This window comes from Methylopila jiangsuensis (assembly GCF_027922305.1).
Lineage (GTDB): Bacteria > Pseudomonadota > Alphaproteobacteria > Rhizobiales > Methylopilaceae > Methylopila > Methylopila jiangsuensis.
In genome coordinates, this window is record NZ_BSFK01000005.1 from 1,000,450 (window position 1) to 1,017,746 (window position 17,297).

Below are 17,297 nucleotides of genomic sequence, written 5' to 3' on the forward strand. Positions count from 1 at the left end.
ACCCTTTTAGGCTCCCTGCCCTTCGAGACCAACCCCGACCGCCAGCGCGTCGAGCCGGGCGGTCGCGCGCGGATCGGAGGCGAAACGCCGGCGCGCCTCGGCGAGCGAGGCCCGGGCGCTGTCGGCGTCGCCCAGCACCGCGCGGGACTGCACCAGCCGGAGCCAGTCGCCGATCTCGCCGCCGTCCTTCAGGCGCGCCTCGAGCCGGTCCACCATGCCGCGCACCATCTGCATGCGCTCCTGCGGCGTTTTGGCGGCGGCGGCCTCCTGATCGCTCGGCATGGGGATCGCGGGCGGCGCGGCGATGCGGGTCAGCTCGCCCTTCAGGCCCTGGACGTAGGGCGCGCCCGCGGGCGCCTTGGCGAGCAGCCCCTTGAGGCGCGCCACCGCGGCCGCGAGGTCGCCCTCCTGCTCGGCGGCGCGGGCGAGGTAGAACGCGCCCTTCACCGAAGGCGGCTCGGCGTTGGCGGCGCGTTCGAACACCGCGCGGGTCTCGGCCGAGATCGCGCCGTCGTCGCGGGCCATCATGGCCTCGCCCAGACTGGCTTCGAGATCCGGATTGGCACCCATGATGCGGATGGCGTTGGCGTAGGCCGACACCGCCTCCTCCGCGCGCCCGAGCCGCAGATAGATCGGGCCCAGCACCATCCAGCCGCGACCGTCGTTCGGGTTCTTCTTCAGCTCCGCCTCGGCGCGGGCCACCAGTTCGTCCACGTTGCGGCTGTCCGGCGGCGCGGCGCGGCGGGCGGCGAGCGGTCGGTCCGACACGTCGGGACGGCCAAGCGCGCCATAGAAGCCGAGCGCCACCGCCGGCGTCACCACCAGCGCCGCGACCGCCGCGATCCGGCGACGGCGCAGCGCCGAGGCCTCGCTTCCCGTGCGGACGCGGGCTGCGGCCTCCGCTTCGGTGGCGGCGAACAGGCGGCGCGCCACTTCGGCCCGGGCGGCCTCCGCCTCGCGGGCGCCGATCAGTCCCCGCGCCTTGTCGCGCTCGATCTCCGCGATCTGGTCGCGATAGACCGCGGCGTCGCCGCCGTCATGGTCGGCGGCGCGCCTGCGGGCCAGCGGGAGCAGCGCCACGAGCGCCGCCGCCGCCGTCATGGCGGCCAGGATCAGCCAGAGAGCCATCTGCGATCTTTAGTCCTTCCAAATTCTGGCGCAGGACATAGACCCGGAGCGCGCCCGCGAGAAGAGGCTTCGCCCGCGCACCCCCTAACGCTTTCGGCGCCGACGGCGCATTTGGCGCGGTTTGGAACAATTCGCAGGCCACGGGGCGCCCATCCGCGCGCGACGCCTTATGTTGAGCCCGACGCGCCCTCCGGGCTTGGGACGGCGCAATCTGTCCACGACCTCCGGAGGATCCGTGCTCCGCGCTCTTCTTCCCGCCCGCGCCCGCCCTGCGCCCGCTTTCGCGTCTCAGGAGAGCCGGCGGCCGGCGGACGCCTATGATGCGATCGTGATCGGAGGCGGCGTGCTCGCGGCCGCGATCGCCCGCGCCGCGGCGCTCGACGGGCGCTCGGTGGCGCTGCTCGCGCCGGCCGGCATCTGCGCCACGTCGCCGGAACGGGTCTGGCCCGTGATCCGGACCAGCGCGCCCGACCCGAACCGGTCCGCGCTGCAGGCGGACGCGCCGGCGCGGGCCGCGAAGCTCGCCCGGACGCTGCCGCTCTCCCCCGGTCTGGACCGCGTCGGAAGTCTGACGCTCGCGGGCCGCGAGCGCGATCTGGACGCCCTGACGCGCGAGGCTGCAGACGCGCAGACGCTCGGCCTCGACGTGTGGCTGGACGCGCCGCAGGCGGCCGCGGCGCTCTCGCCCGCGCTCGCCGGCGTCACGCCGCCGCCCGCGCTCAACGATCCGGCGGCCGTGACCGTGTATGCGGACGCGCTGGCGCTCGGTCTCGCCATCGCGGCGGAGGCGGCGGGCGCCGCCGTGTTCGCCCACACGCCGGTGGAGGCGCTGGCGCGGGACGACGCCGCCGTCACGGGCGTCGCGCTCCAAGGCCGCGCGATCCGCGCCGGCGCCGTCGTTTTGGCGGACGATCACTCCGCCATCCGGCTGGTGCGGGAAGGGCGCGGCCGGCTGTCGCTGACGCGGGAGGAGCGCTCCGCCCTGACGCTCGACAGCGACACGGCCTTCGGGCCGGCGCTGGTCCAGGACGACCTTCTGGCGGCGCAGGACGGCGGCGGCGCCGTCCTGCTGTCCGCCGCCGACGCGCCGGAGCGCGTCGCCCTGCGCGCGGAGGCGCTCTTGCCGCGTCTGCGCGCCGCCCGCATCCGCGCCATCGAGAACGTCACCAGCTGGACCGGCGTCGACGGCCGCCCGCAGATCGGCGCTGCCGAACTGCCGGGGCTGTGGCTGGCGCTCGGCTTCGGGCGGGACGCGCTGTCGCCGGCGCTCGCCGTGGCGGATCATCTGGCCGCGGCGCTTGCGGGCGACGCCCTGTCCCCGGCGCTCGCGCCCTTCGCGCCGACCCGGCGCGCGGCGCTCCGGCTGCTGGAGGCGGCGCAATGAGCGGGTTCCATCGTCTTCCCGGCTCGGCGCCGGCGCGTTTCGGCTCCGCCATCGACCGCGGCGAGCCGGTGGGCTTCCGCTTCGACGGCCGCCTGCTGCCGGCGCTCTACGGCGACACGCTGGCGAGCGCCCTGCTCGCAAACGGCCGCGCCGGCTTCGGCCGCGGGCCGCTGCTCGGCCGCGCCCGCGGCCTGACGGCGCTGGGGCTCGACGAGCCGTTCGCCTGGGCGATCCCGGAGGACGGATCCGAACCGCTGCGCGCCGACGACATCGCCGCCGTCGAAGGCGGGTCGGCGACGGCTGTTCCGTCCGGGGCCGCGCCGTCCCGGCTGTTCGCCCGCGCGGCGGCGGACGGTCCCGTGGCCGGAGCGTTTCCGCCGGGCCGCCGCCTGCTGGCGCGGCTGCGGCGCCACGCCGCCCTGCCGCCCGCGATCGCGGCCTCGCTCCCGCCGCTCGTGGAGGCTGCGGAGGAGAGCTGCGACGCGCTGGTGGTGGGCGCGGGGCTTGCGGGTCTCGCCGCCGCCGTCACGGCCCAGCGCTCCGGCCTCGTTGTCCGCGTGGTGGAGGCCACTGGGCGCGTCGGCGGGCTGGCCGATCTCTACGACGGCGCGATCGACGGCCTCGCGCCGCAGGACTGGGCGCTTCAGCGCGCCGGAGAACTTTCCGGCCGCGACGCCGCCGCGCTGGCGCTGCGCGCCGAAGCGCTCGCGATCGAGCCCGATGGAACGGCGCTGGTGAGCCAGCGCGGCGCCGGCCCGCGTCCGGGCCCGGCGAAACTGCGGGCGATCCGCGCCGGCGCGATCATTCTCGCCTGCGGCTTCCACGAACGTCCGCTGCTCATCGCCGGCGCCGACCGGCCGGGCGTCCTGCTCGCCGGCGCCGCGCGCGGACTGCTGAGGCGCTACGCGGTGGCGCCCGGCGACCGGGTGGTGGTCGCCACCACCGGCGACGAGGGCTACCGCACGGCGATCGACCTCGCTGAAGCCGGCGTCACGGTGGAGATGATCCTCGACGCCCGCGCGGCGCCGGACAGCGCCCTGGTCGACCGCGCCAAGGCGCATGGCCTGCCGCTCAGCCTGTCGAGCCTCGCGACCGGCGTCGCCACCGCCGACGGCTCCGACCGCATCGTGGGCGTGACGGCCTGCAACGTCGGCGGCGAAGGCGCCGCCGCAGGCCGCCGCACCCTGTTCGCGGACGCGCTGGTGGCGTCGGACGGTCTTGCGCCCCGGCGGGAGCTGGCGGACGCCGCCGGGCTCGACGAGGCGCAGGGGCTGTTCGTGGCGAGCCGCCAGGCCGATCTCGCCAGCGCGGTCCGGGACGGCGTGGCGGCGGGCGCCGCCGCGGCGCGCCACCTCGGCCGGGAGGCCGAGGCGGAGAGCTGGGACGTTCAGGGGCTCCCCGACGCGCCGGAGGACGCGGCGGCCCGCGCCGCCCCTCGCGCGCGGCTCGGCGAAAGCGGGGATCCGGCCGATGCGGCCGTCATCGACGCGGGTGCGGACGTGACCTTCGGGGATCTGCGTCAGGCGCGGCTTATGGGCCTGTCCGGCCCGGCGCTTCGGCGGTGGCTCGGCCTCGGCCGGGGCCGCGACGGCGGCCTCGCCGGATCGGCGCTCGCGGACGACGTGCTGGGCGAAGCCGCCCCGCCGTCAGCGCCGTCGCCGCGCCTCACCCTCGGCGCTCTCGCCGCGCGGGCCCGGCTGGTGGAGAACGCCTGAAACACGAAACCGCCGCGCCTTCCGGGAAGGCGCGGCGGTCGAACGTTCCGTTCGGAAGCGAGATCGTTCAGCCGACCTCGACCCAGCGGCCGCGCGGGCCGCGGCAGGTCTGGCCGCGCTCGGTGATCACGCGCCCGTCGTCCATGTAGATGCGGCGGGTGTAGGAGCGGCAGCGCTCGTAATCGGCGCGGGAGTAGCGCGGGCCGACGATGACCTCGCCGCGGTAGCGATCGCTGCGCCACTCGTAGGGCCGGCCCTCGTAGCCGCTTTCCAGCGCCTCGTATTCCGCGTCGTGGGCGCGGCGACGGGCGTCGTCGTCGATGGCGGCGCCGATGCGGTTGCCGACCAGACCGCCGAGACCGGCGCCGATGACGGTGGCCGCGACCCGGCCCGAGCCGCCGCCGATGGTGGAGCCGATCAGGCCGCCGCCCACCGCGCCCGCCACGGTGCCGAGGCCCTCGCCTTCACGGCCCGGACCGCAGGCCGTGAGGCCCAGCGCGAGCACGCCAACGGCCGCCAGGGCCGCCGCTTTGGAAATCAACATGAAACCTCCCGTTGCCGCCGTCGTCGCCCCCCGGACGATTCGGCTTGAGGGCACACAGAAATGCGGGATTCGGGCGAAAGCGGGGACGAAGGCCTTCGCGGGCGGCGATGTGGCGCGGGTCACAGCGCCGGCAAGGTCACCGCGCAGCGCAGGCCGCCCAGCTTCGAGCGCTCCAGCTCGAACCGTCCGCCATAAAGCCGCGTCAGGTCGCCGACGATAGCCAGGCCGAGGCCGGAGCCGGGCTTGGTCTCGTCCAGCCGCTTGCCGCGGGCGAGCGCCGCGATGCGCTGCTCTTCGGTGAGGCCCGGACCGTCGTCGTCGACTGCGACCTTCAGCAGCCGCGCACCGCCCACCACCGGCGCCGGCGCCGGCTCCACCGTAACCGTCACCCGGCCAGCCGCCCATTTGCAGGCGTTGTCAACCAGATTGCCGACGATCTCGTCCAGGTCCTGCCGCTCGCCCCGGAACCGGAGCTGCTCATCCGAAACGTGAGCCTCCACCGTCAGGTCACGGTCGCGGTGGATCTTCTGCATGGTGCGGACCAGCGCCTCCACCACGGGCTTCGCCGGCGTGGCCTCGCCCGCGAAGGCGACGCCGGCGGACAGGCGCGCGCGCTCCAGATGGTGGTCGATCTGGCGGCGCATCACCTGCGCCTGTTCGCGCACCTTGTCCGCGAAGGCGCCCTCGCCCGCGTCCGCCTCGTTGGCGATGACGGACAGCGGCGTCTTCAGCCCATGGGCGAGATTGCCCACATGGGTGCGGGCGCGCTCCACGATCTCGCGGTTCGAATCGAGCAGCGCGTTCAGCTCCACCGCCAGCGGCGCGATCTCCTCCGGGAACGAGCCCTCCAGCCGGGAGCGGCCGCCGGCGCGCACCTCCGCCAGCTGGGCGCGCAGATGGACCAGCGGCCTGAGGCCGAAGCGCACCTGGAAGCCGGTGGTGGCCACCAGCCCGAGGCCGAGCAGCAGGAAGCTCACCAGCAGCGCTGCGTTGAAGTTCTTGATGTCGTCGTCGATCTCGTTGGCCTGCCCGCCGATTGAGATCAGGAACCGGCCGTCCTGCCCGAGGTCGATGATGCGCTCCACCACCCGGAGGCGCTGGTTCTCCGGCCCGAGCGCGTAGCCCTCGCGGGTGCCTACCAGCGTCTCCTCGACGCCGAGATCGGCGAGCCGCGGAAGCTGCTCCTCGAACAGGGACTTTGAGGTGGTGGCCTCGGGCGGGTCGCGGTCGAGCCGCGTCACCTGCCAGTACCAGCCGGACAGCGGCAGCTCGAAGCGCGGCTCGCCGAAGGAGCCGGGATCGTCCTTGTCGAAGCCGCCGTCCGCCAGCGCCCCGACCAGCGTCTTCAGATAGACGTGCAGCCGCTGGTCGAAGCTCCGCTCCACCGAGCGGGTGTAGTAGGACGACAGGGTGACTCCGCCGATCAGCAGGGCCGCGAGCGTCCACAGCGCGGCGGAGCCGAACAGGCGGGCCGCGATGGAGGCGGCGCGGCGCGGCTTGCCCTGCGCGTCCGGCGTCCGCGCTGCGGCGCTCATGCGCCGTCCGGCGCCATCAGCACGTAGCCGAGTCCCCGCACGGTCTGGATCACGTCGGAGCCGAGCTTCTTGCGCAGCCGCCCCACGAACACCTCGATGGTGTTGCTGTCGCGGTCGAAGTCCTGATCGTAGAGATGCTCGACCAGTTCGGTGCGCGACACCACCCGGCCCTGATGGTGCATCAGATAGGCCAGCAGCCGGTACTCGTGGGAGGTGAGCTTGATGGGATGGCCGTCGAGCGTCACCCGGCCGGCGCGGGTGTCGAGCCGCACCGGGCCGCACAGCAGCTCGCTGGAGGCGTGGCCGGTGGCCCGGCGCAGCAGCGCCCTGAGCCGCGCCAGCACCTCCTCCATGTGGAACGGCTTCGGCACGTAATCGTCGGCGCCGGCGTCGAAGCCCTGCACCTTGTCCGACCACCGGTCGCGGGCGGTGAGGATCAGGACCGGCATCACCCGCCCGTCGCGTCGCCACTGTTCGAGAACGGAGATGCCGTCCTTCTTGGGCAGGCCGATGTCCAGAACCACCGCGTCATAGGGCTCGGTGTCGCCGAGGTGGTGGCCCTCCTCGCCGTCGAAGGCGCGGTCGACCGCGTAGCCCGCGTCCTCGAGCGCGGTTGCGATCTGCCGGTTCAGGTCGGGATCGTCCTCGACGACGAGAAGACGCATGGTGACTCCTGCGACGGGCTCACTTCACGGCGAGCAGCTTGCCGGTTCCCGCGTCGACGCGCGCGCGCGCCACGCGCCCGTCGTCGCTGAGCAGCGTGAGATTGTATGTGAGAAGGCCGCTCACGCGGCAGAGCTTATAGTCGATCACCTCGCCGTCCCAGGCGGCGCGCGCGGCGCGCGCGGCGGCGGCAAGCGGCACCGCGCGCTTGGAGCGGATGGCGTCGCGGGCGTCGCGGGCCGACAGGCAGCCGCCATCCCGCGGCGCGTCGAGTCCGTCGTCGTCCGGCAGGGCTTTCGAGACCGGGCGGTCGGAGCGCTCGTCCCGCGGCACCCGGCGATAGAGACCGGGCGACGGCGCGTCCGGCGAGCGGTCGGCGGAGGGCGGCACCCGCAGATATTCGCCGGCGCCCGGCGCGGGCACGAGGATGCGCGGGCGACCATCCTCGCGCGGCCCCTCCTGCGCGGACGCGCCGGCGAGACAGGCCGCCAGACACACGGCGACGCCGAGCCCGAGCGGCGCGCGCGTAAGACGGGACAGGATCATGACGCGGACTATGTCCATCCGGGCTGAACCCTTCATGAACGCGCGGACGGCGGCGCCTCGCGGAAATACGCGGGACGCGCGCACGCGCGACGCCGCGTCCTCTGGCGAACGGGCCCGCGGCGCCGCATGCTGCGGCCCATGCACAGGCTGCGCCACCGCAGAATCTTCTACCTCGCCCTCCTGCTCTGGACGGCGCTCTGCGGGCTCGTGTTCGACTACATGATCATCAACATGCGCTTCGCGGACGAGCCGTGGTTCCCGGCGCTCGGCGTGATGGTCTACGCCACCGGCATCTTCGTGCTCACCGTGATCCGCTTCGACCAGCTCAAGCGGCTCTGAGAACCTGTTCCGAACGTCGTCCCGCGGCCTCCTCGACCCTGCGTGGCGCCGCAGGGCGCCGTTTCGGAACGGGCGCTGAGCCGGGGTCACAGCGCCACGGACACGATCACGCACACTCCGGCGCCGCCCAGGCCGCCGCTTCCCGAACCGTAAGCGGCGCGTCCGGCTCCTCCGCCGCCACCGCCTCCGCCGCTTTCCCCGCCCGCGCCCCCCGCGCCGGGGCTCCCGGACGTGATCGATCCTCCTCCACCTCCCCCGCCTCCGGCGCCGCGCGCCCATCTGCGGCCGGCGCCGTCCTCTCCGTGCGCGCCGGCCGCTCCCCCAGCCCCCGCCGGCGCGAGGCGCAGCGCGCCGCCCATAGCGTAGCCCGCCGATCCTCCGCCGCCCGCGAAGCCGCCTGAGGCGGTCGCGGTGGACAGCCCGGCGCCTCCGCCGCCTGAGCCAGGCCCGGAAGCGAAGAAGACGGACCCCGCGGCCCCCGCGCCCGTCGACGAGCCCGCGCCGCCGCCGTTCGAGGCTCCGAAAGCGCCGGCGCCGCCTGCGCCTCCGGCGGCGTTGGACGTGGAGCCCCCGACGCCGCCGGAGCCGCCGGGCGCGCTCAGCGCGACGTTCTCCGGTTCCGTGCCGTTGAGCGAGAACGAGGTCGCTCCCCCGGCCCCGCCCGCCGCGCCGACGCCGGGGGAGCCCGGAGCAAGGCCCGCGCCCCCAACGCCGCCCACGCCGATGGCGACGCCGCAAGGAGCGGTCAGATCGGTGACAGGGAACTCCTCCAGCGCCAGGCCTCCTGCGCCGCCGCCGCCCCCGCCGCCGCGGATGTAGGTGCTTTCGCCGCACGCGCCGCTTCCGCCTCCCCCGCCGCCTCCGATCAGCAGCACCCGGCAGCGCGACGCCCAGGAGGGAGGCGACCACGTCCCACCGGCCGTGAGCACGTCGACCTGCGCCCGCTGCGGCGACAGCGGAAAGGATAGGCGGCCGTCCTCCGGCGAGGCCTCGAACACGGTCTTCCAGACCGCGCCGTCCCCGGACACTTTCAGCGCGAAGCGGTCGGCGCCGATCAGGCCGAGCTCCGCGCGGCCGGAGAAGCCGGTCTGCAGCAGCAGGCTCGCCACGTCGCCCGCCGCCGCCTTGTTCAGCTTCAGCCGCATGTCGTCGCCGTCATGGGTGAACAGCGCGGCGTCGGCCGCCACCGCCAGCCGGTTGGCGGCGTCGGCCGTGGCGTTGACGCCAAGCGTCGAAAGCCCGTCGAGCGCGGCGATCAGGCCGGCGGCGCCGACCCAGGCGCCGCCCACGAAGGCGAGCAGCGCGTTCTCCGCCGCCACGTAAGCCAGCCAGCCGGGCTTCGGCGCGATGAAGGCCCAGACGCCGTCGAGCCGGGCGGCGATGCGGCCGTCCCGCCCGGCCCAGAGCCCGGTCGCGCCCGCGGCCACGATGTGGCGGTCGCCCTCGGCGGGGACGGCCGGCGGCTCGGTCCGGGTCCGGTCCAGCACGCCGCACTGCACCAGCGCGTCGAGCCGGCGGAAGGCCTCGTTGACGGTGACGTGCTTCTGCGCCTGCGACGGCGCCAGATAGCCGAGCCCGAGATGGGGGCTGTCGCTCATGGGTTCAGGCTCCGATCAGAGAGAAACGCGGACGGCCGTTCAGACGGCGAAGCTTTCCGCCGCCGTCAGGCCCGGCCCGACGGTCGCGGAGAGCTGCCGCACCCGCAGTTCGATCGCCGTGGCCGGCCCGCCGAGGTCTGCCGCTTGCTGGGCGGCGGCGTAGAGCGCGGACGGCGACGTGGTCTCGAACGTCCGGACCCGCGCGCCGCCCGCCCAGACCTCGGCCTCATAGGCCTCGGTCTCCTCGCCGAGCCGGACCTCGCGGGCGTCGAAATCGTCGCCGCCGATCCGCGTGCGGCGGATCCAGCCGAACCGCAGGTCGCCGTTGGCGAGCCTGCGCGCCGAGAGCCGCACCGGCGCGAGCGGCCGCAGCCCGCGCCCGGCCATGGGCGCTGCGAGCGGGACATAGGCCGGATCGCCGCGCGGCAGCGTCGCCGGCCCCGCCGACCATGCGAGCGTCAGGCCGCGCTCGGTCTCCGGCGCTTCCGACGCCGGCGTCGCCGCGCCGATCAGGGCGAAGGCGGCGCCGGCGGGCGTGGGATCGCCCATGGCGTCCTCCGTGCCCGCCTGCCCGCGCAGCAGCGCGGTGAGGCGCCAGCGGCCGGACCCGACGAGCGCGGCGTCGCGGAACTGCACCACCTCCCATTGGCCGGAAGGCCCCCGCACCGCCGCCGCGTTGGCGCCGGCGAACAGCGCCTGCTCGGTGACGCTCTCGAGCGTGCGGTCCGGGCCGATCTCCACCTCCAGCGCGTTGGCATGGTCGAAGCGGCCGCTGGCGTGGCGGGGAAGCGGCGCCTTCAGCTCGCCGAGCGTCGCCGGCAGCGGCAGCACCTGGTCCAACTCGAACGCCGCCCCGTCGCGGGAGCGATAGACCGCCATGGGCGCCCAGGGCTTGGCGTAGGCCGCAAGCCGCGGCGCGTGCGCCGGCTCGTCGCCGGAGAGCAGCGGCAGGTCGAGCACGGCGAAGACCGGCGCCACCGCGCGCGGCCGGTCCGGCGGCGGACGGGGATCGTCCTGCACCGGCGCGACGGAGCGCGCGTCCGGGTCCGCCCGCACGGCCTTCACCGGGCGGCCGTACTCCTCGCCCACCTCGTCAAGCCGCATCAGCGTGGTCCGGCCATGGGCGGCGAAGGCCACCAGATCGCCCGGCTCAAGCGCCAGCCGGCCCGGCGGCAGGGTCCACTCGCCGCGCTCGCGCCGAACCGAGGCTTCGATCAGCAGGCCGTCCGCCAGCGCCTGCGCCTCTGGCGCGGTCAGCGCCAGCGGCACGCTGATTTCGGCCACCGCGCGGCCCTCGCCCGCGAGCCGCCGCGCCTCCACCGCGCCCTGCCGGTAGTCGATCTCCGGGTCCACATGGCGCAGCTGAAGCGCCGCCGGCACTTCGGAGGCCTGCGCGCGGGTGAGGCGGAAGGCGGGCTTGCCCTCGCCGGGGTCGATCAGGTCGTCCGGCGTCAGCACGGCCACCGGCGCGGCCGGGCGGTTCGCCAGCCGCACGCCCTCGCCGCGCTGCTGGGCGGTGGCGTTGAAGGCCTCCATCAGCGGCTCGATGGCGTCGCGGGGCGCCATCACCCGGTCCACGGCGTAGCCGCGCACCACGCCGTCGAGATCGTCGAGGTCGAAGGCCACGCCCGACGGGGCGGCGAGCTCCGCCACCACGTCGCGCAGGCTCGCGAAGCCCAGCCGGCCGGACAGCCAGTGCCCGCGCCGCCAGTTGGCCGCGTCGGCCCAGACGTCCGAGCGCAGCGGATAGGCCGGATGCGGGCGGGCGTCCCAGGTCCATGCGTGTATACGCACAGTGTCGATCATGCGCAGGCCGGTGACGGCGGAGACCGGATTGTTCCCGGCGGCCGGCGCCCAATGGGCGAGCTGCGCGGTCAGATAGGCGCGCTGGGCCACGTCGTCCCGGCGGCCGTTGGAGAAATGCGGCAGCGCGCTCTCGGACGACTTCTCGTCCACGAACACGTTGGGCTGGTTGGCGCCCTTGTCCACCGCGGGGCACCCCACCTCGCAGAAGCGGATCGGCTTCGACTGCGGAACCCAGGCGGTGGGCGTCGCAGAACGGACGCCGCCCGGCCGGTCGTGATGGGCGTTCGCCCACCAGCCGCGGAAATCCTTGACGCGGAACGCCCAGTGCTCGCCGTGGGCCGTGTCGGCGATCGGCGTGCGGACCTGCGCGGCGCGGTCGGCTTGGGAGGCGTAGAACCAGTCGTAGCCCTCGCCGCCCTCCACATTGGCGTCGAGATAGGCGGGATCGTAAGGCCCGCGCCAGCCGGCCAGCGCGTCCAGATGGCCGCCGCCGTCGCGCCAGTCGGCGAGCGGCGCGTAGGCGTCCACGCCGACGAAATCCACGTTCGCGTCCGCCCACAGCGGGTCGAGATGGAACAGCACGTCGCCGGAGGCGTCGTCCGGGCGGTGGCCGGCGTATTCGGTCCAGTCGGCGGCGTAGCCGATCTTCACGTCCGGCCCCAGCACCCAGCGCGCGTCGGCGGCGAGAGCCTTGAGGGCGGCGACCGCCGGATAGCTCGCCGGAGCGTCGCGCACCGTGGTCAGGCCGATCATCTCGGAGCCGATCAGGAAGGCGTCCACGCCGCCGGCGGCTTTCGCCAGCCGCGCCATGTGCAGGATGAAGCGGCGGTAGGACCAGTCGTCGCCCTCGCCGTCGAAGGTCACGGTGTGGTCGCCGCCGTCCCAGCCGAAATCGGCGCGGTCGGCGGCGCCGAAGAAGGCGGCCACCTGCGCCGCCGCCACGGGCCCCCTGTCCGGCGAACCGGCGCGCCCCGGCGCCGGGTGGCAGGTGATGCGCCCGCGCCAGGGATAGGCCGCCTGCTCCGCGCCGCCGTAAGGGTCCGGCAGCCCGTTGCCCGACGGGATGTCCATCAGGATGAAGGGCGTCAGCGTCACCTCGAAGCCGCGCGCCTTCAGCTCCCGGATCGCCTGCTCCACCGCCCGGTCGGCGGGGGCGCCGCCGAGCGCCGGCGCGCCGTCCACCCGGCTGACGATGGCCGCGTCGCCCCGGCCCATGTCCGCCACGCGCCAGCTCCACGGCCGGGTGATCTTGTCGTCGGTCTCCACCTTGGGAACGATCCGGCAATGGCCGGCGCGCAGGTCCGTGCCGTGCCACGCCACGATCAGCGACGCCGCCTTCACGTTGGGCGCGAGCGCCTGCAGGTCGTCCAGCGCCACGTTGAGGTCGGCGTCGTCGTATTCGGTGTGGACGTTCTCGCTGGCATAGGCTCCGAAGCCAGCGCGGCGCTCGATCCGGTCGGTGGCGTAGGCGAATTCGGCGGAGCCGGGGATCAGCGTCACCGCCCGCAGCAGGTCCTCGAGCTGGGGCTCCGCCGACGGCGGGCGGCGGATCACCTCCACCGTGATCTGGGGCACGCGGTTGCCGAAATCGCCGATCGGCAGCTCGTCGAACACCAGATAGGCGAGACCGCGGAAGGCCGGCGCGAACTCGGCCCCCTCCACCGCCGCGATCTTGGGATCGGGAAGCTGGTCCTCGGTCCCCCGATGGAGCCGCACGTCATAGGCGCCCGGGTCGATGGCGCGGCCGTCGGCCCAGATGCGGCCGATCCCGTCGATCCCGCCCTCGCACAGGCCGACGGCGAAGCTCGCGAAGTAGCTGTAGGTGGTGGTCTTCACCTTCGGCCCGCCGCCCTTGCCGCCCGAGCTCTGGGTGGAGCTGGTCTCCCGGAACCGGCTCGCCCAGATCACCTGCCCGCCGACCCGCATGCGGCCATAGACCCGCAGCACCGGCGCGCCCTCGGTGGAGGCGGTGACGCGCAGGTCGTCCAGCCGGGGCCCGGCGCGGCGCGTGGTGGTGGAGAGCACCGTCTGGTCGAGCATGGAGCCCGCCAGCCCGCCGAGCGCCCCGCCAAGCGCCGCTCCGGACAGCGTGGCGCCGAACAGGCTCAGGCCTCCCGGCAGCAGCGCCCCGCCGATGGCGGAGCCCACGGCGGTGAGCGCGAGAACGGCCATGGGAGGAACCTCGGAGCCGGTTTGAAAAGCGCCGAAGCGCGACTGAACCTCCCGTCATGCCCGGCGAACGCCGGGCATCCACGACTTGAACCCGCACGCCCTTGCGCGGCCGAAGTCGTGGATGCCCGAGACAGGCTCGGGCATGACGAGGAGCTTGACGGGTCTGGACTGGCCTTCAGACGTCGAACGACGACTCCGGAAAGCGGAAGCGGGCGGCGAGGCGGCGGCGCCAGGCGGGGGCGACGGGCGTCTCCACCACGCCGTGGCCGTCATAGGCGTGGATCATGCGGTCCGGCCCGCAGGCGACGCCCGCATGGCGCGGGGGGCCGCCGGGCTTCAGGCGGAACAGCAGCACGTCGCCGGGGACGATCCCGCCCGGCGGGGCCGCAGCCAGCCAGCGCCGGGCGGCGTCGATCAGCAGGTCCGGCGCGCCGTCCTCCGCCCAGCTTCGGGCGTAGGGCGGCGGGGGTTCGGGCTCCGGCCCGACCAGCTCGCGCCACAGCCCGCGCACCAGCCCCAGGCAGTCCGCGCCGGCGCCGCGCAGGCTCGCCTGATGGCGGTAGGGCGTGCCGATCCAGCCCCGCGCGGCCGCCACCACGCGATCCGGCGCGATCTCAGCCACGACGGCCGCCGTCGTTGTCGCCGTCGGAGCGGGCGGGCTGGGCCAGCCAGTCGTTGCCGGGCATCAGGGGAAATCCGCGAAAATTCACCTGATTGCCGAACCGCTTGCGGCAGGTGGCGAAGGTCTTGTCGCACCCGGCGGTGACGGTGAAGCCGTCGCCCGGCGCGATCGCCATGGGCGGCGTCTCCGCGAGTTCGACGGCGGCGCCGTCCTGCGCGCGCACCTCCGCCGCGGCGCCCCGGTTGGCGCCGGAGGTCCAGACCAGCCGGCCGCGCGCGAAGGCGTCGCCGCGCCCGGCGAGCGCCGCCGCGCTGAAGCCCCGCGCGCCGGTCACCGCCGCCGCCACGCCCTCGGCCCGGTGGAGGGGAAGCGACAGGTCGATCCCGCAGCGGGCGTCGCCGAGCGCGGCGTCGCAGGCGCGCTGGTAGAGCCGCCCCTGCGGCTGCTGCAGCGCGTGCGCCACGGAGCGCAGCTCGGCGGTGAACAGGCTGCGCTCGCGGGCGATCTCGCCGAGCGCGCCCCTGAACAGCAGCAGCCGGGAGGCCGGATCGCGCCAGTCCACCAGATAAAGCCGCGCCTCGGCGCCGTCATAGAGCCCGCGGGCGAGATCGGCCTCGGTGAGCGCGGCGTCGTCCAGCGCGCCCACCACGTCGAGCCCGCCGGCGGCGAGGCCGAGCGCGGACGACGCCGCCGAGGCGCTCATGCCGCTCGCGGCGCGGTAGAGATCGCCGCCGAAGGCGATGTCCTCGTCGTGGTCGGTGAAGCCGAGCGCGACGCCGTCGCGCCTTTCCAGCCGCCAGCAGCGGGCGAAGGTGGTGACGCCAGACGCGAGCGCGGCCGCCATCGGCGCCGGGATGTCCCTCATGGCCTTGTCCTCACGCGAGCCGGATCTCGATCAGGGGGATGGAGGGGATGGCTCCGGCCTGAAACGCGGCGAGGTCGATCTCCAGCCGGTCGGCGTCGAAGCGCACCGGCGTGTCGAAGCGGAAACCGGCGGAGACGACGGCGCCCGCGGGCGGGGCCATGTCCAGCATCGCCGCGCCGTCGGCGGCGTCGACCGAGAAGGCGGTGGTGGCGACGCCGTTCACCGCCACGAGCACGCTCGCCGCCACCGGCTTCGGGATCGGCCGGCGGTAGGGCGCGAAGGCGCCGCCGTAGGTCTTGACGAGCGGGAACCGGGTCGCGGCGCCGTCGCCGGTCCCGATCACCTGGTCGGTGGCGGCGACGCCCACGCCCGGCGCCGCGGAGGCGTGGTCGAGCGGGTCGCGGAAGCGGAAGCCGTAAAGCCGGCCGCGCCGCTCCTCGAAGAAGGCGACCACGGCGGCGAGCTGCGCCAGCGTGCGCACGCCGAGCCCCGCGTCCCACCGCCGGCGGGAATGGGCCCAGACGGCGTTGCGCTCCTCGAAGCCGGAGCCGAGCGTGGCGATCTCGGTGCGCCGCTCCGGCCCGCCCCGCGCGCCGCGGGCGATGTCGGTGGGAAACAGCGCGTCGTGAAAGGCGGTCATGGAAAGCGCTCCTGCGGGCCGTTCAAAGCCCCCTCACCCGGCGCTTCGCGCCGACCTCTCCCCGGCCGGGGAGAGGTCAAGCGGCGGCGACCGCGCGCTGAACATTGTCGACGGCTCACATGCGGCATCCCGCGCTCACCTCTCCCCGTCCTGGGAAAGGTCGGAGGGCGAAGCCCTCCGGGCGAGGGGCCTTCCCTCGACCGCCTCACAGGCCCCGCTGGCCGCGGGCGACGGCGCGGGCGAGGGTCGCGGTGAGCTGGCCCTCGGCGCGGCGGAAGCTCTCGACGTCGGGCGTCGCGATGTTCACGGTGATCGGCGCGGCCCGCGCCCCGCCCGACGCGGCCACGCCGAGGCGTCCGTCCGCGCCGCGGGCGAGCGGCAGCACCGCTTCCGGCCCCGCCTCGCCGGCGAGCGCCAGCCCCGCGCCGCCGTTGGGCAGCACTGTGGGAGACGCCAGCACCCCGCCCTTGGCGAAGGGCGTGACGCCGGCGAACAGGTTCTGCGTCAGGTTCGAGAACAGCGAGCCCAGCGTGTTCTCCACCGGCTTCAGCGCGCTCTGCAGCGCGAGCTGCGACAGGCGGGAGCCCAGCCCCCGCAGCACGTCGGTGAGCGAACGACCCTTGACCACGCCGCCTTCGAGCGCGGCTCCCAGCGCGCGGCCGAAGCCGCGGGTCAGCCGGTCCGCCTCCGCGATCTCGCGCCGGAAGCCGGTGGTGTCCACGGAGATCGCGATCGGGTCGTCAGCCATGGCTCAGGTCTCCTGATCGGGGAAGCGCGCCATCAGCGCGGCGAGATCGGCGCGGCCCATGGCCGGGGGGCCGGCGGGCGGGCGAAAGGCGCGGGCGGCGGCCGCGATCTCCTTCGGCGTGGCGCGCCAGAAGGCGTCCGGCGCGAGGCCGAGGCGTCCGAGGCCGAAGGCGGTCAGCTCGTCCCAGGGGAAGGCGCGCGGGCCAAAGGGCCGGCGGCCTCGGCCGCGCCCTCCCCGCCGCCGCCATCACCGCCGCCGAAGGTCGCGGCCAGCAGCTCCGCCACCACCCGCACGAAACCGGCGGCGCCGTCGTCATGGGTGAGGCGGGCGGCGCCGGCCTCGTCGATCTCGGTCCCTCCGCCGCGCAGGCCCGCCGCCAGGATGCGGGCGGCGTCGCGGGCGGACAGGCGGCCGTGCTCGAAGCGCTCGGCCAGCGCCACCAGATCGGCGACCCCGAAGGCGTCCTCCAGTTCGGCGAGCGCGCCAAGCGTCAGCACCAGACGATGAGGCCGGCCGTCGAACACGGCCTCCACCTCGCCGCGGCGGCGGTTCACGGGCATGGGACAGCCTCCCTCAGGCGGCGGTGAAGGCGAGCGCGCCGGCGCTTTCCAGCGCCAGATCGAAGGTCATCTCGCCGGCGTGGTCGCCCTTGAACTCGAGGCCCGTGACCTGGAACGGCCCCTCCACGCGCCCGAAATCCGGGATCACGATCTGGAAGGTCTCGATCGCGCCGTCGAACATCAGGCCGCGCACCAGCGCGTCCGAGGCCTCGTCCCGGAACACGCCGGTCCCGGCCACGCTCGCCCGTTTCGCGCCGGCGCCCGCCAGCAGCTCGCGCCAGCGGCCGGCGCTCTCCGCATGGGTGACGTCCACCGTCTCGGCGTTGAACGACAGCGCGCGGGAGCGCAGCCCCGCCACCGTGACGAACACGCCCGGCGCGTTCTGGACCTTCACGAGCAGGTCCTTGCCCTTCTGGATGGCCATGGAATCGC

General features: G+C 75.0%; 17 protein-coding genes. 3 read left to right on the forward strand and 14 right to left on the reverse strand.

Annotated elements, in window-relative coordinates; genetic code table 11:
• Positions 1 to 6: 6 nt before the first annotated feature.
• Entirely contained in the window at positions 7 to 1,128 is a 1,122-nt protein-coding gene (gene ccmI / locus PKE85_RS06210) for a c-type cytochrome biogenesis protein CcmI (RefSeq protein ID WP_271203907.1), read from the reverse strand.
• A 235-nt stretch (positions 1,129 to 1,363) separates the two neighbouring features.
• Between ccmI and PKE85_RS06215 the strand changes: the two genes are divergently transcribed.
• Both PKE85_RS06215 and PKE85_RS06220 read left to right on the forward strand, forming a co-directional pair.
• Positions 1,364 to 2,512, forward strand: a complete 1,149-nt coding sequence (locus PKE85_RS06215) for an NAD(P)/FAD-dependent oxidoreductase (RefSeq protein ID WP_271203908.1) — start codon at positions 1,364 to 1,366, stop codon at positions 2,510 to 2,512.
• Positions 2,509 to 4,227, forward strand: coding sequence for an FAD-dependent oxidoreductase (locus PKE85_RS06220; protein WP_271203909.1), 1,719 nt, complete (start codon positions 2,509 to 2,511; stop codon positions 4,225 to 4,227). The genes PKE85_RS06215 and PKE85_RS06220 overlap by 4 nt, the downstream gene beginning before the upstream one ends.
• A 67-nt stretch (positions 4,228 to 4,294) precedes the next feature.
• Here the strand turns inward: PKE85_RS06220 and PKE85_RS06225 are convergent, their stop codons facing one another.
• From PKE85_RS06225 to PKE85_RS06240, 4 genes are all read right to left on the reverse strand, one after another.
• A complete protein-coding gene (locus tag PKE85_RS06225; RefSeq protein WP_271203910.1) occupies positions 4,295 to 4,771 on the reverse strand; it encodes a glycine zipper 2TM domain-containing protein in 477 nt (158 codons plus the stop codon).
• Positions 4,772 to 4,890: 119 nt separating this feature from the next.
• Positions 4,891 to 6,306: a sensor histidine kinase gene (locus PKE85_RS06230; RefSeq protein WP_271203911.1), complete on the reverse strand. Its 1,416-nt coding sequence runs from the start codon at positions 6,304 to 6,306 to the stop codon at positions 4,891 to 4,893.
• On the reverse strand, positions 6,303 to 6,971 hold the full coding sequence (locus PKE85_RS06235; RefSeq protein ID WP_271203912.1) for a response regulator transcription factor: 669 nt from the start codon (positions 6,969 to 6,971) through the stop codon (positions 6,303 to 6,305). The genes PKE85_RS06230 and PKE85_RS06235 overlap by 4 nt, the downstream gene beginning before the upstream one ends.
• Before the next feature lie 19 nt (positions 6,972 to 6,990).
• Positions 6,991 to 7,515, reverse strand: coding sequence for a PepSY domain-containing protein (locus PKE85_RS06240; protein ID WP_271203913.1), 525 nt, complete (start codon positions 7,513 to 7,515; stop codon positions 6,991 to 6,993).
• Positions 7,516 to 7,641: 126 nt separating this feature from the next.
• Here PKE85_RS06240 and PKE85_RS06245 point away from each other — a divergent pair, with 126 nt between their 5' ends.
• Positions 7,642 to 7,854, forward strand: a complete 213-nt coding sequence (locus tag PKE85_RS06245) for a hypothetical protein (RefSeq protein WP_271203914.1) — start codon at positions 7,642 to 7,644, stop codon at positions 7,852 to 7,854.
• A gap of 86 nt (positions 7,855 to 7,940) precedes the next feature.
• Here the strand turns inward: PKE85_RS06245 and PKE85_RS06250 are convergent, their stop codons facing one another.
• From PKE85_RS06250 to PKE85_RS06290, 9 genes are all read right to left on the reverse strand, one after another.
• On the reverse strand, positions 7,941 to 9,452 hold the full coding sequence (locus PKE85_RS06250; protein ID WP_271203915.1) for a DUF2793 domain-containing protein: 1,512 nt from the start codon (positions 9,450 to 9,452) through the stop codon (positions 7,941 to 7,943).
• Between the two features lie 39 nt (positions 9,453 to 9,491).
• Positions 9,492 to 13,430, reverse strand: a complete 3,939-nt coding sequence (locus tag PKE85_RS06255) for a baseplate multidomain protein megatron (RefSeq protein ID WP_271203916.1) — start codon at positions 13,428 to 13,430, stop codon at positions 9,492 to 9,494.
• Between the two features lie 175 nt (positions 13,431 to 13,605).
• Positions 13,606 to 14,052 (reverse strand): NlpC/P60 family protein, encoded by a 447-nt coding sequence (locus PKE85_RS06260; protein WP_271203917.1) that lies wholly within the window; start codon positions 14,050 to 14,052, stop codon positions 13,606 to 13,608.
• Positions 14,045 to 14,917 carry a DUF2163 domain-containing protein gene (locus PKE85_RS06265; RefSeq protein ID WP_271203918.1) on the reverse strand — a complete coding sequence of 291 codons (873 nt, stop codon included), beginning with the start codon at positions 14,915 to 14,917 and terminating at the stop codon, positions 14,045 to 14,047. Before PKE85_RS06265 ends, PKE85_RS06260 begins: the two co-directional genes overlap by 8 nt.
• A gap of 10 nt (positions 14,918 to 14,927) precedes the next feature.
• A complete protein-coding gene (locus tag PKE85_RS06270; RefSeq protein WP_271203919.1) occupies positions 14,928 to 15,557 on the reverse strand; it encodes a DUF2460 domain-containing protein in 630 nt (209 codons plus the stop codon).
• A 205-nt stretch (positions 15,558 to 15,762) separates the two neighbouring features.
• Complete coding sequence (locus PKE85_RS06275) at positions 15,763 to 16,305, reverse strand: phage tail tape measure protein (protein ID WP_271203920.1); 543 nt, start codon at positions 16,303 to 16,305, stop codon at positions 15,763 to 15,765.
• A gap of 3 nt (positions 16,306 to 16,308) precedes the next feature.
• The gene (locus tag PKE85_RS06280) at positions 16,309 to 16,482 is read right to left on the reverse strand and encodes a phage tail assembly chaperone (RefSeq protein WP_271204084.1); all 174 of its coding nucleotides are present in this window, start codon (positions 16,480 to 16,482) and stop codon (positions 16,309 to 16,311) included.
• Complete coding sequence (locus PKE85_RS06285) at positions 16,479 to 16,865, reverse strand: gene transfer agent family protein (protein WP_271203921.1); 387 nt, start codon at positions 16,863 to 16,865, stop codon at positions 16,479 to 16,481. The genes PKE85_RS06280 and PKE85_RS06285 overlap by 4 nt, the downstream gene beginning before the upstream one ends.
• 13 nt (positions 16,866 to 16,878) lie before the next feature.
• Entirely contained in the window at positions 16,879 to 17,289 is a 411-nt protein-coding gene (locus tag PKE85_RS06290; RefSeq protein WP_271203922.1) for a phage major tail protein, TP901-1 family, read from the reverse strand.
• Positions 17,290 to 17,297: the final 8 nt, after the last annotated feature.